The 14,497-nt window shown below is 71.3% G+C and carries 12 protein-coding genes; 4 read left to right on the top strand and 8 right to left on the bottom strand.

Translation table 11 applies throughout. The features are described from left to right. The first annotated feature begins 61 nt into the window (after positions 1–61). Positions 62–1,060, top strand: coding sequence for a glutamate ABC transporter substrate-binding protein (locus ACIRL2_RS48225; RefSeq protein WP_402241640.1), 999 nt, complete (start codon positions 62–64; stop codon positions 1,058–1,060). Here ACIRL2_RS48225 and ACIRL2_RS48220 read toward each other — a convergent pair. After that, entirely contained in the window at positions 1,048–3,045 is a 1,998-nt protein-coding gene (locus ACIRL2_RS48220) for a propionyl-CoA synthetase (protein WP_402241638.1), read from the bottom strand. The genes ACIRL2_RS48225 and ACIRL2_RS48220 overlap by 13 nt on opposite strands. A 201-nt stretch (positions 3,046–3,246) precedes the next feature. Beyond that, positions 3,247–3,702 (bottom strand): carboxymuconolactone decarboxylase family protein, encoded by a 456-nt coding sequence (locus tag ACIRL2_RS48215; protein WP_395874072.1) that lies wholly within the window; start codon positions 3,700–3,702, stop codon positions 3,247–3,249. Positions 3,703–3,866: 164 nt separating this feature from the next. Here ACIRL2_RS48215 and ACIRL2_RS48210 point away from each other — a divergent pair, with 164 nt between their 5' ends. Next, on the top strand, positions 3,867–4,283 hold the full coding sequence (locus tag ACIRL2_RS48210; protein WP_402241636.1) for a hypothetical protein: 417 nt from the start codon (positions 3,867–3,869) through the stop codon (positions 4,281–4,283). Between the two features lie 22 nt (positions 4,284–4,305). Here ACIRL2_RS48210 and ACIRL2_RS48205 read toward each other — a convergent pair whose 3' ends face one another. The 3 genes from ACIRL2_RS48205 to ACIRL2_RS48195 all read right to left on the bottom strand — a co-directional run bounded on the left by ACIRL2_RS48205 (position 4,306) and on the right by ACIRL2_RS48195 (position 7,656). After that, complete coding sequence (locus tag ACIRL2_RS48205; protein ID WP_395874068.1) at positions 4,306–4,983, bottom strand: hypothetical protein; 678 nt, start codon at positions 4,981–4,983, stop codon at positions 4,306–4,308. Positions 4,984–5,149: 166 nt separating this feature from the next. Then, on the bottom strand, positions 5,150–6,004 hold the full coding sequence (locus tag ACIRL2_RS48200; RefSeq protein ID WP_402241633.1) for an NAD(P)H-binding protein: 855 nt from the start codon (positions 6,002–6,004) through the stop codon (positions 5,150–5,152). A 212-nt stretch (positions 6,005–6,216) separates the two neighbouring features. Next, positions 6,217–7,656 carry an MFS transporter gene (locus ACIRL2_RS48195; RefSeq protein WP_402241631.1) on the bottom strand — a complete coding sequence of 480 codons (1,440 nt, stop codon included), beginning with the start codon at positions 7,654–7,656 and terminating at the stop codon, positions 6,217–6,219. A gap of 138 nt (positions 7,657–7,794) precedes the next feature. Between ACIRL2_RS48195 and ACIRL2_RS48190 the strand changes: the two genes are divergently transcribed. Then, positions 7,795–8,595: a TetR/AcrR family transcriptional regulator gene (locus tag ACIRL2_RS48190; protein ID WP_402241628.1), complete on the top strand. Its 801-nt coding sequence runs from the start codon at positions 7,795–7,797 to the stop codon at positions 8,593–8,595. A gap of 361 nt (positions 8,596–8,956) precedes the next feature. After that, positions 8,957–10,270: a DUF445 domain-containing protein gene (locus ACIRL2_RS48185; protein WP_402241625.1), complete on the top strand. Its 1,314-nt coding sequence runs from the start codon at positions 8,957–8,959 to the stop codon at positions 10,268–10,270. Positions 10,271–10,408: 138 nt separating this feature from the next. Here the strand turns inward: ACIRL2_RS48185 and ACIRL2_RS48180 are convergent, their stop codons facing one another. The 3 genes from ACIRL2_RS48180 to ACIRL2_RS48170 all read right to left on the bottom strand — a co-directional run bounded on the left by ACIRL2_RS48180 (position 10,409) and on the right by ACIRL2_RS48170 (position 14,464). Beyond that, positions 10,409–12,013: an acyl-CoA synthetase gene (locus ACIRL2_RS48180; RefSeq protein ID WP_402241622.1), complete on the bottom strand. Its 1,605-nt coding sequence runs from the start codon at positions 12,011–12,013 to the stop codon at positions 10,409–10,411. A 447-nt stretch (positions 12,014–12,460) separates the two neighbouring features. Continuing rightward, a complete protein-coding gene (locus ACIRL2_RS48175) occupies positions 12,461–13,261 on the bottom strand; it encodes a crotonase/enoyl-CoA hydratase family protein (RefSeq protein WP_395874056.1) in 801 nt (266 codons plus the stop codon). Positions 13,262–13,336: 75 nt separating this feature from the next. Then, positions 13,337–14,464 carry an acyl-CoA dehydrogenase family protein gene (locus ACIRL2_RS48170; protein ID WP_395874054.1) on the bottom strand — a complete coding sequence of 376 codons (1,128 nt, stop codon included), beginning with the start codon at positions 14,462–14,464 and terminating at the stop codon, positions 13,337–13,339. Between the last annotated feature and the right edge of the window lie 33 nt (positions 14,465–14,497).

Genomic DNA, 14,497 nt, shown 5'->3' with positions numbered 1-14,497 from the left:
CGGTTCGCCGACTCGCAGCGGCAACGACTCGCCGGTGCGCACACCGGCACCAGGGAGCGCCATGCATCGGAGAAAGCGTCGAATCGCGAACTCGGCCCCGGCAGTCGTGCTGGCCGCGACCCTCGCCGCGTGCTCCGCCTCCTCGGCCGATGGACCCGCCGACGTGCGGGTCGTCGACCCGGTGATCTCCGGGGCCCACCCGGCGACCCCGGAGGACTACCCCAAGCCCTCCGTCGCGCCGCCCTGCGACCCGCGCCAGAGCCTCACGCCGCCCGGGTCGCTGCCCACCCCCGGAGCGATGCCCGCCGGTTCCACGATGGAGCGCGTGCACCGACGCGGGTACCTGATCGTCGGTGTCGACCAGAACACCCGATTCTTCGGCGAGTTGGACCGACGCAGCGGGCTGATCAAGGGATTCGACATCGAGATGGCCAAGGCCCTCGCCCGGGCGATCTTCGCGGGTCCCGACGACCCCGAGCGGCTGCGCTACAAGGTGATCACCCAGGCCCAGCGCACCGACGTGCTCCGCAACGGGGATGTGGACGTGGTGATCGACACGATGACCATCACATGCGACCGCAAACTCCAGGTGGCCTTCAGCAGCGACTACTACACCGACGGCCAACGCGTCCTGGTGCGCACCGACTCGGGCGTGCGCTCCCTCGCGGATCTGCGCGGCAGGCGGGTGTGCACGGTCCGCGCCACCACGTCGATCGTGTTCCTGCGGGACGACCCGGCGGGCGTGCTGCCGTACGCCGTGGAGAACTGGACGGACTGCCTGGTCGCGTTGCAGCAGGGCGAGGTGGACGCGATCTCGACGACGTCGGCGCTGCTCAAAGGACTTCAGGCACAGGACTCCGACACCGAAGTGGTCGGTCCGACCTTCAGCGACGAACCGCACGGCATGGCGTTCCCGTTGGCACACCAGGACTTCGTGCGATTCGCCAACGGGCTGCTGGAGCGGATGAAGCGGGACGGCTCATGGCAGAAGTTGTACGACGCGTGGCTGGCCGGACCGCTGGGGCCGCAGTCCCCGCCGCGCGCCTCCTACGTCGGCTGAACGGTCCCGGTCGCCGGGTCCGGCCCGCCGCCGAGGCCGTCCGGGAAGTCCCGACGACTGCGCGAAGTTCCGCCGGGCGCGCCCTGGTCGGGACGCTCGCCGGTCAGGGTGGGTCGCAGTGTCTCGATGACGGTCGGGTCCTCGATGGTGGAGGGCAGTACGGGCCGTTTGCCGTCCGCGATGTCGCGCATCGTGCGGCGCAGGATCTTGCCCGAGCGGGTCTTGGGCAGCGCCGGGACCACGTCCACCCGGCGCAGGGCCGCGACCGCGCCGATCGTGTCCCGAACCAGGAGCACCAACTCGGCGGACACCTCGGCGGGTTCCCGATCGACACCGGCCTTGAGCACGACCAGACCGCGCGGCACCTGGCCCTTGAGCTCGTCGGCCACCCCGATCACCGCGCACTCGGCGACGTCCGGGTGCGCGGCCAGCACCTCCTCCATCGAGCCGGTGGACAGCCGGTGCCCGGCGACGTTGATCACGTCGTCGGTGCGGCCCATCACGTAGACGTAGCCGTCCTCGTCCTTGCGCCCGCCGTCGCCGCTGAGGTAATAGCCGGGAAACGCGGTCAGATAGGACGCCACGTAGCGCTCGTCGTCGCCCCACAGCGTGCTCAGCGTGCCGGGCGGCATGGGCAGTTTGAGCACCACCGCGCCGTCCACGCCGGGCGGCACCTCGACGCCCTGCGGGTCCAGGATCCGTACGTCGTAGCCGGGCACCGGCAGGGTCGGCGAACCGGGCTTGGTGGGATGCGGTTCCAGGCCCATCGGGTCGGCCACGATCGGCCAACCGGTCTCGGTCTGCCACCAGTTGTCCACCACGGGGATCCCGAGCAGGTCGCCCGCCCAGCGGTAGGTCTCCGGGTCGAGCCGCTCGCCCGCCAGGAACAGCGTGCGCAGCGCGGACAGATCGTGTCCGGCGAGCAGTTTCCCGTCCGGGTCCTCCTTCTTGATCGCCCTGAACGCGGTCGGCGCGGTGAACAGCATGGTGGCCCGGTGCTCGGCGGCCACCCGCCAGAACGCGCCCGCGTCCGGTGTGCCGACCGGCTTGCCCTCGTACAGCACGGAGGTGCAGCCGGTGAGCAGCGGCGCGTAGACGATGTACGAGTGGCCGACCACCCAGCCGACGTCGGACGCGGTCCAACTCACCTCGCCGGGGCGCACGCCGTACACGTTCTCCATCGACCACCGCAGCGCGACCGCGTGTCCGCCGTTGTCGCGCACGATGCCCTTGGGCGGCCCGGTGGTGCCGGAGGTGTAGAGGATGTACAGCGGGTCGCCGGCCGCGACGGGCACACACTCGACGGGTTCGGCCGTCGCCATCGCGGTGTCCCAGTCCAGGTCGCGTTCGGTCACATCGGCGGTGAGCTGGGGACGTTGCAGCAGCACCACCTTGTCGGGCCGGTGCGTCGCCTCGGCCAGCGCCGCGTCCACGAGCGGCTTGTAGGCGATCGTGCGGGTGGGCTCGATCCCACAGGACGCGGCCACCACGACCTTGGGCCGGGCGTCGTCGATCCGCACCGCCAACTCGTGTGCGGCGAAGCCGCCGAACACGACGGAGTGCACCGCGCCGAGTCGGGCGCAGGCCAGCATCGCCACCACGGCCTCGGGCACCATCGGCAGGTACAACACCACCCGATCGCCCCGGCCCACCCCCAGTCCGCGCAGCACGCCGGCGAATCGTGCGGTCAGATCGAGGAGTTCGGCGTAGCTCAGGGTGCGCCGCGTGCCGGTGACCGGCGAGTCGTACACGATCGCGGCCTGTTCGGCGCGCCCACCCGCGACATGCCGGTCCAGTGCGTTGAAGCACGTGTTCAACACGCCGTCCGGGAACCAGCGGTACAGCGGCGCGGCGGAGTCGTCCAGGGCCCGGCTGGGCGGCGTCACCCAGTCGATCGCGGCGGCGGCCTCCAGCCAGAAACCGTCCGGATCGCTCAGGCTGCGCCGATGGGCCGACTCGTACGCCCCGCCAGTGTCGCGGCTCATCCGCGGTTCCTCCCGGTAGTCCGGTCGCGGCACCGGGTGACCGTGCCGTCTCGCCGGCAGGATCCCGACGCGAGGGCCCGAAGTCAAGACGGACGTACTCGCGTTCGAGCACGTGGGCGGCGGGAGCCGTGCCGCGCACGCGGCCCGGAGGGCCGGGAGGTGCTCCCGGCTCCGGGTCCGCGACGTCTCGGCCGCGGTGTCCTACCAGGCGCCGCCCGCGACCTGACGGGTGGCGAGGTTGATTCGGTTCCAGACGTTGACCGAGGCGATGGACAGCAGGAGGCCGCCGAGTTCCTGCTCGTCGTAGTGCTTGGCGGCCTCGTCGTAGATCGCGTCCGGGATCGGGTCGCCGGCGTCGGCGACCCGGGTGACCGCCTCGGTCAGCGCGAGGGCCGCGCGCTCGGCGTCGGTGAAGTACGGGGCGTCCCGCCAACCGGCGACGGTGTCGATGCGCTCGTCCGCCTCGCCGGCCTTGCGCAGGTCGCGGGCGTGCATGTGCACACAGACGCTGCAGCCGTTGATCTGGCTCGCCCGCAGGTTTGCCAGTTCCAGGGTGACCTTGGGAACGCCGGTCTGTGCGGCGGCGGCACCGAGGGCCATCAGCGCCTTCATCGCGCCGGGAACGACCATCGCGGGGTTGCCCATACGTGCTTCCATGGCTGTGCTCCTCGAGAGGTGGTCTCACCGGAGGTTGTCTCCTCGCCTCCGGCTGCCGGCCGTTGCTTTTCGGTCCGACACAGCACTGACGGAGCCCGCCGGCAAAGTGTGACGCCCGAGGAGAGAAAAGTTTTCGCTCCGTGCCGAAGGGGAGGTAGCCCGCGATGGCAACGACCGCCGGTCATTCGGAATGGGCGTCCGACGCCGTCCTGGAGCCGTTGCGGCGCCATCTCAGGGACCCGTCCGCCGAGTTCTGGATCGGACCGGGGTGGTATCGGCTCGCGCTGCGCTGCCACGAGGCGGTGGCGGTGGAGTTCCCCGACTACGAACTCCTCGCCGTCAAGCAGAAGTGGGCGGCGCTCGCCTTCCAGGCCAACCCACACCCGTGGACCCCGAACGGCACCGCCTGGACCCGGGCCGAATCGACCCGCCTGCACGCCGTGACGGGGGAGTTCGACCGAATCTCCCGAACCGTCTGCGAGAGCTGCGGTCGCCCGGGCACCCTCCGCGGCATGCGCCGACTGCACCTGACCCTGTGCGACGCCTGCGAGACGACGGTGCCGGCCGGCGGGCTCCGGTAGCCCACCGGAGCCGGCTGCGCCGTTACAGGCGGTCGTACCAGCCGGGATGGCTGTTGTGCAGGGCCGCCAGGGCCAGGACTATGCGGGCGTCCACGTGGCCCGGGGGGAGTTCGTACGAGTCGGTGGTGCCGACGCTGCCCAGGTATTCGAAGACGCGGGTGCCGTCGTGGCGCCAGATCGTGCGCAGCGGCAACCTCGGTGCCTTGCCGCCGAGTACGGCCACGGCCATCATCAGGCCCCACAGCGGGCACAACGCCCACCACGCGATCCAACCGAACGTGGTGCCCTTCGCCGCGTGCAGCGTGGGGCCCTCCGCCGGGCGGATCGTCCAGGACGTGCGGCGCAGCCGGCGGATGCTGCCCTGTTCGCGATGCACCGTCGCCAAGTGCTCGCCGGCCGGTCCGGTGACGCTGTACACCGCGTAGTCGGCGGCGGCCGAGTACGTACCCACCGCCGCGATCCGCTGTCGGCGGGCCCGGTCCGCCCACAGGATCAGGTGTCGGGAGGGGGAGCTGCCCATTCCGTCGGTGGGCGCCGCGTCGATGTACGCGATGTCCTCGTAGTGCCGTGCGCCCTGCGGGCGGATCCGGACGATCGGGCCCACCCACGTGTGTTCGGGAACGTCCCTGGCTTCATCAGCCTGGAGCGCGCGGCGTACCTCGATTGCGGCACCCGCGACGGTGTGAAGCGCGACGGTCATGTGCGTCCAGAGTTCGGAAAACGGCCGGTCCGAACAGCAGCGTAGACAGCGCGACAACCCCTTGGGGAGCGAGGGAGCGAGAACTCCACCAAAGCATGGACCGGCCGGCCGGATTGTGCCGGTCCGGCCGGTCCGAAGTGCGGGTATCCGAGCGGTTGTCGGCGATTCAGCCGCGCTGCGGCACGCCGGTCGCGAAGTCCTCGCGGTGGTCGTGGGCCCATTCGCGGAAGGTGCGGCCCGGTCGGCCCGTGATCGCCTCGGTGGTGCCGGACACCGGTTCGGGCTCGACCGCCGACTCCCACAGGTCCAGCAGCGCGTTCGCGTAGCCGGGCGGCATGTGCCGGGTCAGGCCGGCGAGCGCCTCGTCCCGGGTGACCTCGGTGAACGGCAGTTCGCGGCCCAGGACATCGGCCAGGATCGCGATCTGCTCGACGAAGGACAACGATTCGGGGCCGTTGAGGTCGAGTGTCTCGCCGAGGTGGTCGCCGGCCACGAGCACGGCGGTCGCGACGTCGGCGATGTCGTCCTCGTGGATCGGGGCGACCTGGGCATTCGGGTACGGGAGTTGGATCTTGCCGGTGCCGAGAAGCTGGTACTTCCAGCCGATCGCGTTGCCGGCGAAGGCACCGGGACGGAGCACCGTGTACGGGATCCCGGACTCGGCGACCGCGACCTCGACCGCGTGGTGGCTCGCCGCGAGCGGGTTGCCGCTCGGGTCGGGCGCGGCCGTCGAGGCGGAGGACAGCAGCACGATGTGCCGGACGCCGGCGGCCCGCGCGGCGTCGACGAAGGCGGCGATGCCGGCTGCCTCGGCGTACAGGAAGACGCTGGTGACGTCGTGCAACACCGCGGCGGCGTTGTCGGGTTCACGGAGCGAGAGGCGGACGGCTTCGACGCCGGCGGGCGGTTCGAGGTCGGTCGGGTCGCTGCTCGCGATCCGGACGCTGTGGCCGGCGGCGACCAGGCGGGTGAGGACGCCGCGCGCGACACTGCCGCGGGCTCCGGTGACGAGGGTGGTCATGGTGACTCGTTTCCTTGCTGTACGGGTTCTTGGTGGACCGGGCGACGGGTCCTTCGTGGACTCGGCGGCCCACGACGGTTCTTCGTGGAACCGGCGGCCCACGACGGTTCTTCGTGGAACCGGCGGCCCGGGGTTCTTCACGGACCGGCCGGCCGTCGGACCGGACGGGCCGGCCGTCGGACCGCCGGGGAAAGGCAACTCGGGTCGAGGACCTAGCTCTCGTGCGGCCTGGCGTGCCTGGGGAGCAGGAACACCAGGCCGGCGGCAAGCAGGCCGAGGCCGGCCACCGCGAGTGCGCCGACGGCCATGGCGGTGGAGGCGCTGTGGTTTTCGGCGAGTTGGAGGAACAAGGTGGTGATGCCGGCCACGCCGAGTGCGCCGGCGAGTTGTTGCATCGCGGACAACGACCCGGAGGCGCTGCCCAGTTCGTGGTCGGCGACACCGGCCAGGATCACGTCGAACAGCGGGGCGAACACGGCGCCCATGCCGAGGCCGGCGACGAACAGCGGGGCGATCAGGTTCACGCCGGTCGTGTCCGAGCCGTAGTGGGTGACCACGGCGGCGAGGGCGATCAGGCCGCTCACGTTGACGCCGGCGCCGATCAGGAGCAGGTTGCGGCCGAGCCTGGGGATCAGTCGGAAGCCCGCGATCGAGGCGACCACGATGCCGACGGCGATCGGGGCGAGGGTGAGACCGGCGGCGAGCGGGCCGAAGTCCAGGTGCAGTTGCACGAACAGCGAGGTGATCAGCATGAAGCCCGCGGTGCCGGCGAAGAAGACGAGGCCGAACAGCATGCCGGAGGTGTAGGCCCGGTTGCGCAGCAGCGTGGCCTCGATCAGCGAGTGGGCGCTGCGGCGTTCGCGCAGGATGAAGCCGGCGAAGGCGGTCAGGCCGGCGCCGAGGCAGCCGAATGTCCAGGCGGGCCAGTCGGCTTCGGGGCCCTGGATGAGCGGGAGGATGACCAGCGTCGAGGCGACGGCCAAGAGCGCGGCGGCGAGCACGTCGATCCGCACGCCGGGGTTCGGGGCGTCCTTGGGGATGTAGCGGAGTCCGCCGAGCACGGCGGCGAGGCCGAGCGGGACGTTCATCAGGAAGATCAGCCGCCAGCCGGTGCCGAACAGGTCGAGGTGGATCAGCGCGCCGGCCAGAATCGGGCCGCCGACGGCGGACAGGCCCAGGATCGGACCGAACGCGGCGAACGCCTTGCCGGTCTCGGCGGGCGGGAAGACCGACTTGAGGATGCCGAAGCCCTGCGGGATGAGCAGGGCGCCGAAGGCACCCTGGGCGATGCGGGCGGCGACCAGCAGTTCCGGCGCCGGGGCCAGGGCGCACAACAGGGACGCCACGGCGAAGCCGCCGGCGCCCAGCAGGAACAATCGGCGTCGGCCCCAGCGGTCGCCGAGTCTGCCGCCGACGACGAGCAGCACGCCGAACGCGAGCGTGTAGCCGGAGGCGAGCCATTGCAACAGCGAAGCGCCGCCGCCGAGATCGTCGCGGACGGACGGGCCGGCGACGTTCGTCACGGTGCTGTCGAGCAGGTCCATCACCTCGGCGACGAGCACGATCGCCAGGATCCGCCACCGCCAGGCGTACGCGGCGGGCAGCGGGGGCTCGGTGACGGGGGCGGACGGGTCGACGGTGGTGGTGGTCATCGGTACTCCTCGAAGGGTGGGCGGCGCGGCTCACCGCCCTGCGAAGTGCCGCGCGACGAGCCATGTTCGTGACGAACGCTGTTCGCAACGAACAATGTACGTAGCGAACAGTGTTCCGTCAACGCGTATACTCGGGGCATGGCGAAATCCCCCGGCGAGTCGCGCCCATCCACCCCTGCCGCTCCGGTCAGCCGGCGCACCCGCCCGGCGAAGGCCGCGCTCAGTGCGGACGCGCTCGTGTCCGCCGCGCTCGCGATCCTGGACGCGGACGGCCTGGAGGCGGTGACGATGCGTCGGGTCGCGCAGGCGCTGGACACCGGCGCCGCGTCGCTGTACGTGTACGTGGCGAACCGGGACGAGCTGCTCGCGTTGGTCTACGACCGAGTGCTCGGCGAGATCCCACTGCCCGCCGTCGCGCCGGTCGGCGAGCCGTTCCCGCACTGGCGCGCGGAGTTGGGCACGCTGATCAGGGAGGCGATCACCGTGCTCGGCGCCCATCGCGGCATCGCGACCGTGGCCCTGGGGGACGTACCGACCGGCTCCAACGCGCTCGCGCTCGCCGAGGCGATCCTGGGTCTGCTGGCCGGCGCGGGCATCGACGACCTCACCCGCTCACTCGCGCTCGACCTGATCAACCTGCACATCACGGCCGCGGGGGCCGAGGAGTCGGCGTACGTCGACAAGGGCGCCGAGGGGCAGACCGAGGAGAGCGCGGTCGCCGCGATGGACGAGGCGTTCGGCCGACTCTCCGCGACGGACTACCCCCACCTGGTCGCCATGCGCAAATCCCTCACCCAGGTCTCCGGCGACGACCGCGACACGTGGGCGATCGAGGTCCTGTTGAACGGCATCCTCGCCACCCCGGCCCCCGACCGACCGACCACCTCGTCCGACGGGTCGCTCGCGGCGCGCCGACCCCGCGCCGCGAGCGACCGGTGAACTGCCCGACCCCTGCGAGCGCTCCGTGGTGTCCTCATACGCGCCCGCACGGCTCGGCTCGACACCGGATTCGCCGGGAGCGGCCCGGGGCCGCTGCGTCGATCGAACGCTCAGGCCACGTGAAAGGACATGTCGCCGATGTTCACGGTCACGTCGAGGCGACCGCCAGCACGGCCGCATAGGAGCGCAGCGTCTCCAGCTGCACGAGAAGGCAGATCTCCCATGACACCCACCGAATATAATCTTTGGCCCACATTTGTGAGGCCGGTGCGCACACATGACCGTGAGTCGAGTCGCGCGGGACGGCGCGGATCGGTGTCGAAGGGCCCGGGGGCGCGGGCAGATGATCACAATGGGCGTCATGGTTGATCTCGCCGAGTCCTCGTCGCCCGCTCCACGCCGTCCGGATCCGGGCGGCGTGGTTCGTACCGCGTCGGAGCTGGAGAAGCTCCGGGGTGTGCGCCGGATGAAGGTGATCGCCACCGGGTTCCTGGTGTTCGCGACCGTGTTGTACATCCTCGCGCGGTGGGCCGAGGCGCGCGGTGCGGGCGCGTGGGCCGGATATGTGCAGGCCGCCGCGGAGGCCGGGATGGTCGGCGCGATGGCCGACTGGTTCGCGGTGACCGCGCTGTTCCGCCGCCCGCTCGGACTGCCGATCCCGCATACCGCGATCATCCCGACCCGCAAGGACGCGCTGGGGCACAATCTCGGCGAGTTCGTCGGGGAGAACTTCCTCTCCGACTCGGTGGTACGGCAACGACTGAGCCGGATGGAGGTGTCCCGGCGGGCCGGCACCTGGCTGGCCGCTCCCGGGCACGCCGAGCGGGTGACCGACCAACTGGGCGCGCTGGCCCGCGCGGCACTGACCGTGCTGCGCGACGAGGACGTGCAGAGCGTGTTCGGACAGGCGATCACCCGTCGGGTGTCCGCGCAGGCCGTCGCCCAGCCGATCGGCGAACTGCTCGACCGGCTGGTCCGCGACGGCGCGCACCGGGGCCTGGTCGACCTGGTCGCGGTGAAGGCGCACGACTGGCTGGAGCAACATCGCGAGGCCGTCCTGCGAGTGGTCAACGAGGAGTCGCCGGGCTGGTCGCCGCGCTTTCTCGACCGGCAGATCGCCAACAAGGTGCATCGCGAACTGGTCCGGTTCGCGGGCGCGGTGCGGGACGACCCGGAGCACCCGGCCCGACTCGCGGTGGACAACTTCCTCGCCGAGGTGGCCCGCGACCTCCAGCACGATCCGCGGATGATCGCCCAGATAGAGGGGTTGCGGGACCGCACCATCGCGCACCCGGCGGTCCAGGAGTTGATCGCGTCGGTGTGGGGCGCCGCGCGCGCCATGCTCGTCGAGGCCACCGAGGACCCGAACAGCGAACTGCGCAACCGGGTCACCGCGGCCGTGCGCTCGCTGGCCGGTCGGCTCGCCGAGGACGCGCGCGTGCGCGACAAGGCCGATCGGTGGATCGAGCAGGCCGCCGCGTACGTGGTGACCACCTACCGCGACGAGATCACCGCGCTGATCACCGACACCGTCGGCGCCTGGGACCCGAAGGAGACCAGCCGCAAGATCGAGATCAACGTCGGACGCGACCTGCAGTTCATCCGGATCAACGGCACCGTCGTGGGCGCACTCGTCGGCCTGCTGATCCACACCCTGACCCAGGTATTGAGCTGACCCGAGGTGCTCGACCGCGGACCCGGGTCGGCCGAGCACCCGGTTGCCCGGCCGACCCGGGCCCGGTTCCGCGTACGGCATCGCACCCGACCCGCCTGCCTGCCCCGCCTGCCTGCCGACCGCGCCCGATCCACCCGCCTACCCGGACAGTTCCTCCGCGCGTGCCTTCGCCGCCCGCAGGTCCACCTTGCCCGCCGCCGTGCGCGGGATCGATTCGACGAAATGGATGCGCTTGGGCGTCTTGTATCCGGCGATCCGGGTCCGGGCGTGCGCGGTGATCGCCTCCGGCGTCGGGTCGGTGCCCTCGCGCACCACCACGAGCGCGGTGACCGCCTGGCCGAAGCGCGGGTCCGAAACGCCCACCACGACCGCGTCGAACACGTCGGCGTGCGACTTCAACACGTTCTCCACCTCGTCCGGATAGACCTTCTCGCCACCGGTGTTGATCGTCGCGCTGCCACGCCCGAGCAGGGTGATGCCGCCGTCCTCCTCCAGCAACGCGAAGTCGCCGGGCAGCACCCAGCGGCGCCCGGCCGCGTCCCGGACGAAGGTGGCCCGGGTCTTCTCGTCGTCGCCGTGGTAGGCGAGCGGGATGTGTCCGCTGACGGCCAGTCGGCCGACGTCGCCCGAGCCCGGCTTCACCGGCACCAGTCGGTCGTCGAGCACGGTCGTGGTGTCCGAGGAGGCGAACCGCGTGGCGGCGCCGACCGCGCCGGTCTGCCGCATGGCGGCGCCGGTCTCGGACGCGCCGAAGCTGTCGATCACGAAGATGCCGGTCTGTTCCAGCGCGGTGCGCACCGAAGCGCTCATCGGCGCGCCGCCGTTGCTGATCGCCTTGAGCGCGGACAGGTCGTGGGTGTCCGGGTTGGCCGCGAGCCAGTCCGCCAGCGGCCGGCCCATGCCGTCGCCGACCACCGCCATCGACAACGCCCGCTCGCGCGACGCGAGCGCCATCACGGCGTCCGGGTCGAAGGCCCGGCCGGTCCACATCAGGTACGTGTTGCCCATGTAGAAGGTGTTCCACATCGACCACTGCCCGCCGCCGTGCATCATCGGCGCCAGGCCCAGCGTGGTCAGCCCCGCCGACTCCCGGACCGTGTCCCCCAGTTCGTCGGGCCTGGCCAACTTCGGCCGGCCGCCGCGACCGGCCTGGAGGGCCGCGAAGAAGATGTCCTCGCCGCGCCACAGCACACACTTGGGCATGCCGGTGGTGCCGCCCGTGTACAGGCCGTACAGGTCGTCCGCGGTGCGCGCGTCGAAGTCGCGGGCGGGCGAGACCGCCGCGAGCGCGTCCTCGTAGCCGACGGTGTCCTCGGTAGGTTCGGTCGAGCCGTCCTCCAGGATCAGCACGTGCCGCAGCGCCGGGAAGTCCACCCGGATCGCCGCGGTGGGACCGGCGAACGAGCGCTCGGCGACCACCGCGACCATGCCCGAGTTCTCGTACAGGTAGCGCAGTTCCGCCTCGACATAGCGGTAGTTGATGTTGATCGGCACGGCGCGCGCCTTGTGGCAGCCGATCATCGCCTCGACCCACTCCGCGCGGTTCCACGCGTGGATCCCGACGAACTCGCCCGGCCGGATCCCGACCCCGAGCAGGTGGTGCGCGAACCGGTTCGCCCGCTCGTCGAGTTGACGGTACGTCAGTCGGACCTCGCCCGCGATCAAGGCGGTGCGGTCGGGAATCGCGTCCACCACGATCTCGAAGAGATCGGCGAGGTTGAACGACGGGCTGACGGGCGTCATGGTCGGCTCCCACGGCGGATGAACGGATGCTTCCGAAGCCGGATCCGAGGCACGGATCCGATCCGGATCGAAGCAGGGATGGGCCAACTTACCCTTGACTCGATCAAAAGAATAGGTTCGCCACGGCCGCCCGACACCACCCGCGCGGGCCCCGCCCGACGGCAGCGCAGGCCCCCGTCCGGCCGGGCCGACTCCGGACACGATCCGGCGAAGACCGCCCGGAACGTCCCCTTCCGGCGGAAGCTTCTCGCGACCGCTCGGTGTGCCGGCTCGGTCGAAATCGCCCGGGACATCCGCGCCCGCCGGGCTCCGGAATCGGGCCGAGATTTCCCCGTCATCCGACGCAACCCGGGTGAGCTCGCGCGCGTGAACATGATGAGGACCCGCCGGGGGATTGCCGTCCCTGACCCGGCGGGCCCGTTCATGCCGAAGTCTTCCGATGGCACATCACGTGCCCTTGAACTCCGGAGTCTTCTTCTCCGCGAAGGCTCGCGGACCGATCTTGGCGTCGTCGCTCATGAATACCCGCATTCCGATCTGCGACTCCAGCTTGAACGCATCTTCCTCGGTCAACTGGTCGGTTTCACGCAGAACGCGCAGGACCGCCTGAACGGCGATCGGACCGTTGGCGGCGATCTGGTGGGCGATCTCCTTCGCCTTCTCCAGCGCGCCGCCGTCCGGCACGACGTGTCCGATCAGACCGAGCTCCTTGGCCTCGGGCGCCTTGATGTGGCGGCCCGTGAGCAGCAGGTCGGCGGCGACAGTGTACGGAATCTGGCGGCGCAGGCGCACCGCCGACCCACCGAGCGGGAACAGGCCCCAGCGGACCTCGGAAACGCCGAAGCGCGCCGACTCGCCGGCGACCCGGATGTCGGTGGCCTGGAGGATCTCGGTGCCGCCCGCGATGGCGGGGCCCTCGATCGCGGCGATCAGGGGCTTGGTGAGGGTGAAGCCCTTGAGGACCCACTTCATCACGGACATGTCCATGGCCGGCTTGCCTTCGCCGCCCTTGAACGCGTCGCCGGGCGCACGCCGACTCATCGCCTTGAGGTCGGCGCCCGCGCAGAACGCGCCGCCGGCACCGGTGAGGATGGCGACCCGGATCTCCGGGTTGTCGTTGACCTCGTCCCAGGCGGCCTCCAGGATCTCGATCATCTCGCCGGTGACCGCGTTGCGGGCCTCGGGCCGGTTCATCGTGATGATCAGGACGTGGCCGTCCCGCTCGACCAGGGCGTGGGGTTCGCTCATGTCTGTTCGTCTCCAGGAATCACAGGGGTGCGGCGCCGACGCGGCGGCGCCGAAGGCGTGCTCGGGAAAACCGGGTCAGGCGAACTCGCCCGCGGCGGTCGCGGCGAAGCCGGCGCCGATCCGCAGAGCCTGCTCGGTCGCGCCGCCGAGCGAGAGTTCGAGCTGCTTGGCGTGGTTGAAGTAGCGGTGTACGAAGTGCTCCTCGGCCACGCCCATGCCGCCGTGCACGTGGACCGCGGCGTGCGCGACCCGGTGTCCGCCGTCCGCGGCCCAGAACTTCGCGGTGGCGATCGCCTCGGCCGCGTCCAGCCCCTCGGCCTCCTGCCACGCGGCCTGCCACGTGGTCAGCCGAATGCCCTCGACGTCGATGTACGCGTCGGCCAGGCGGTGCCCGACCGCCTGGAACGAGCCGATCGGGCGCTTGAACTGCACCCGCTCGCTCGCGTACTTCGCGGTCTCGCGCATCGCCTTCTCGGTCACCCCGAGCTGGGTCGCGCACAGCGCCAGGGTGGCCCGGTCGCGCAGGTCGCGAGCCGCGTCGGGGCCGCCCAGCGGAGTGCCCACGGCGTGCTCCAGGGTGACCAGACCGGCGATCTCCTTGGCGGTGGTCAACTGGGGCTCGATCCGAACCCCCTCGGCCTTCGGGTCGACCAGGAACACCCCGCCGTGACCCGCCACGTCCGCGGACACCAGGATCAGGTCGGCCACGGTCGCGACCGGCACCCCGGTCTTGACCCCGTCCAGGTGCCAGACCCCGTCCGTGCGCACCGCCTTGGTGGCGGGCGCGGCGCCGTCCCGACCGAACGGCTCGGCGAGCGCGTAGGTCAGGATCCGCGAGCCGTCCACGGCGCCCGGCAGCCAGGCCGCCTTCTGCTCGTCCGTACCCATCCGGTTCAGGATCGAGGCGGCGACCGCGATCGAGGGCCCGAACGGCACCGGCGCCAGCGTGCGGCCGATCTGCTCCAGGATCAGGCACTGCTCGAAGACGCCGTAGCCCGAGCCGCCGAACTCCTCGGGCAGCCCGATCCCGAGCAGGTTGGCCTTGGCCAGCTCCGCCCACAGGTCGCGGTCCAAGCGCGGCTCGCCGCCCTCCTCGACCCGCTTGTCCAGCGCGGTGAGCGCCTCGTGGGTGACCCGCTCGCCGAGGATCCGCCCCGCCAGGCCCACCAGGTCCTGCTGTTCTTCCGTGTAACCGAAGTCCATTTCACCTGTCCTTGTCAGCGTGGTGACGGCGGG

The sequence above is a fragment of the Embleya sp. NPDC127516 genome (assembly GCF_044765325.1).
Lineage (GTDB): Bacteria > Actinomycetota > Actinomycetes > Streptomycetales > Streptomycetaceae > Embleya.
This window is presented reverse-complemented; position numbering and strand designations above follow the sequence as displayed.

Excerpts from the sequence above, each read along its gene's own strand:
- ACIRL2_RS48225 (WP_402241640.1), top strand. The coding sequence starts at position 62 with ATGCATCGGAGAAAGCGTCGAATCGCGAACTCGGCCCCGGCAGTCGTG.
- ACIRL2_RS48220 (WP_402241638.1), bottom strand. The coding sequence starts at position 3,045 with ATGAGCCGCGACACTGGCGGGGCGTACGAGTCGGCCCATCGGCGCAGC.
- ACIRL2_RS48215 (WP_395874072.1), bottom strand. The coding sequence starts at position 3,702 with ATGGAAGCACGTATGGGCAACCCCGCGATGGTCGTTCCCGGCGCGATG.
- ACIRL2_RS48210 (WP_402241636.1), top strand. The coding sequence starts at position 3,867 with ATGGCAACGACCGCCGGTCATTCGGAATGGGCGTCCGACGCCGTCCTG.
- ACIRL2_RS48205 (WP_395874068.1), bottom strand. The coding sequence starts at position 4,983 with ATGACCGTCGCGCTTCACACCGTCGCGGGTGCCGCAATCGAGGTACGC.
- ACIRL2_RS48200 (WP_402241633.1), bottom strand. The coding sequence starts at position 6,004 with ATGACCACCCTCGTCACCGGAGCCCGCGGCAGTGTCGCGCGCGGCGTC.
- ACIRL2_RS48195 (WP_402241631.1), bottom strand. The coding sequence starts at position 7,656 with ATGACCACCACCACCGTCGACCCGTCCGCCCCCGTCACCGAGCCCCCG.
- ACIRL2_RS48190 (WP_402241628.1), top strand. The coding sequence starts at position 7,795 with ATGGCGAAATCCCCCGGCGAGTCGCGCCCATCCACCCCTGCCGCTCCG.
- ACIRL2_RS48185 (WP_402241625.1), top strand. The coding sequence starts at position 8,957 with ATGGTTGATCTCGCCGAGTCCTCGTCGCCCGCTCCACGCCGTCCGGAT.
- ACIRL2_RS48180 (WP_402241622.1), bottom strand. The coding sequence starts at position 12,013 with ATGACGCCCGTCAGCCCGTCGTTCAACCTCGCCGATCTCTTCGAGATC.
- ACIRL2_RS48175 (WP_395874056.1), bottom strand. The coding sequence starts at position 13,261 with ATGAGCGAACCCCACGCCCTGGTCGAGCGGGACGGCCACGTCCTGATC.
- ACIRL2_RS48170 (WP_395874054.1), bottom strand. The coding sequence starts at position 14,464 with ATGGACTTCGGTTACACGGAAGAACAGCAGGACCTGGTGGGCCTGGCG.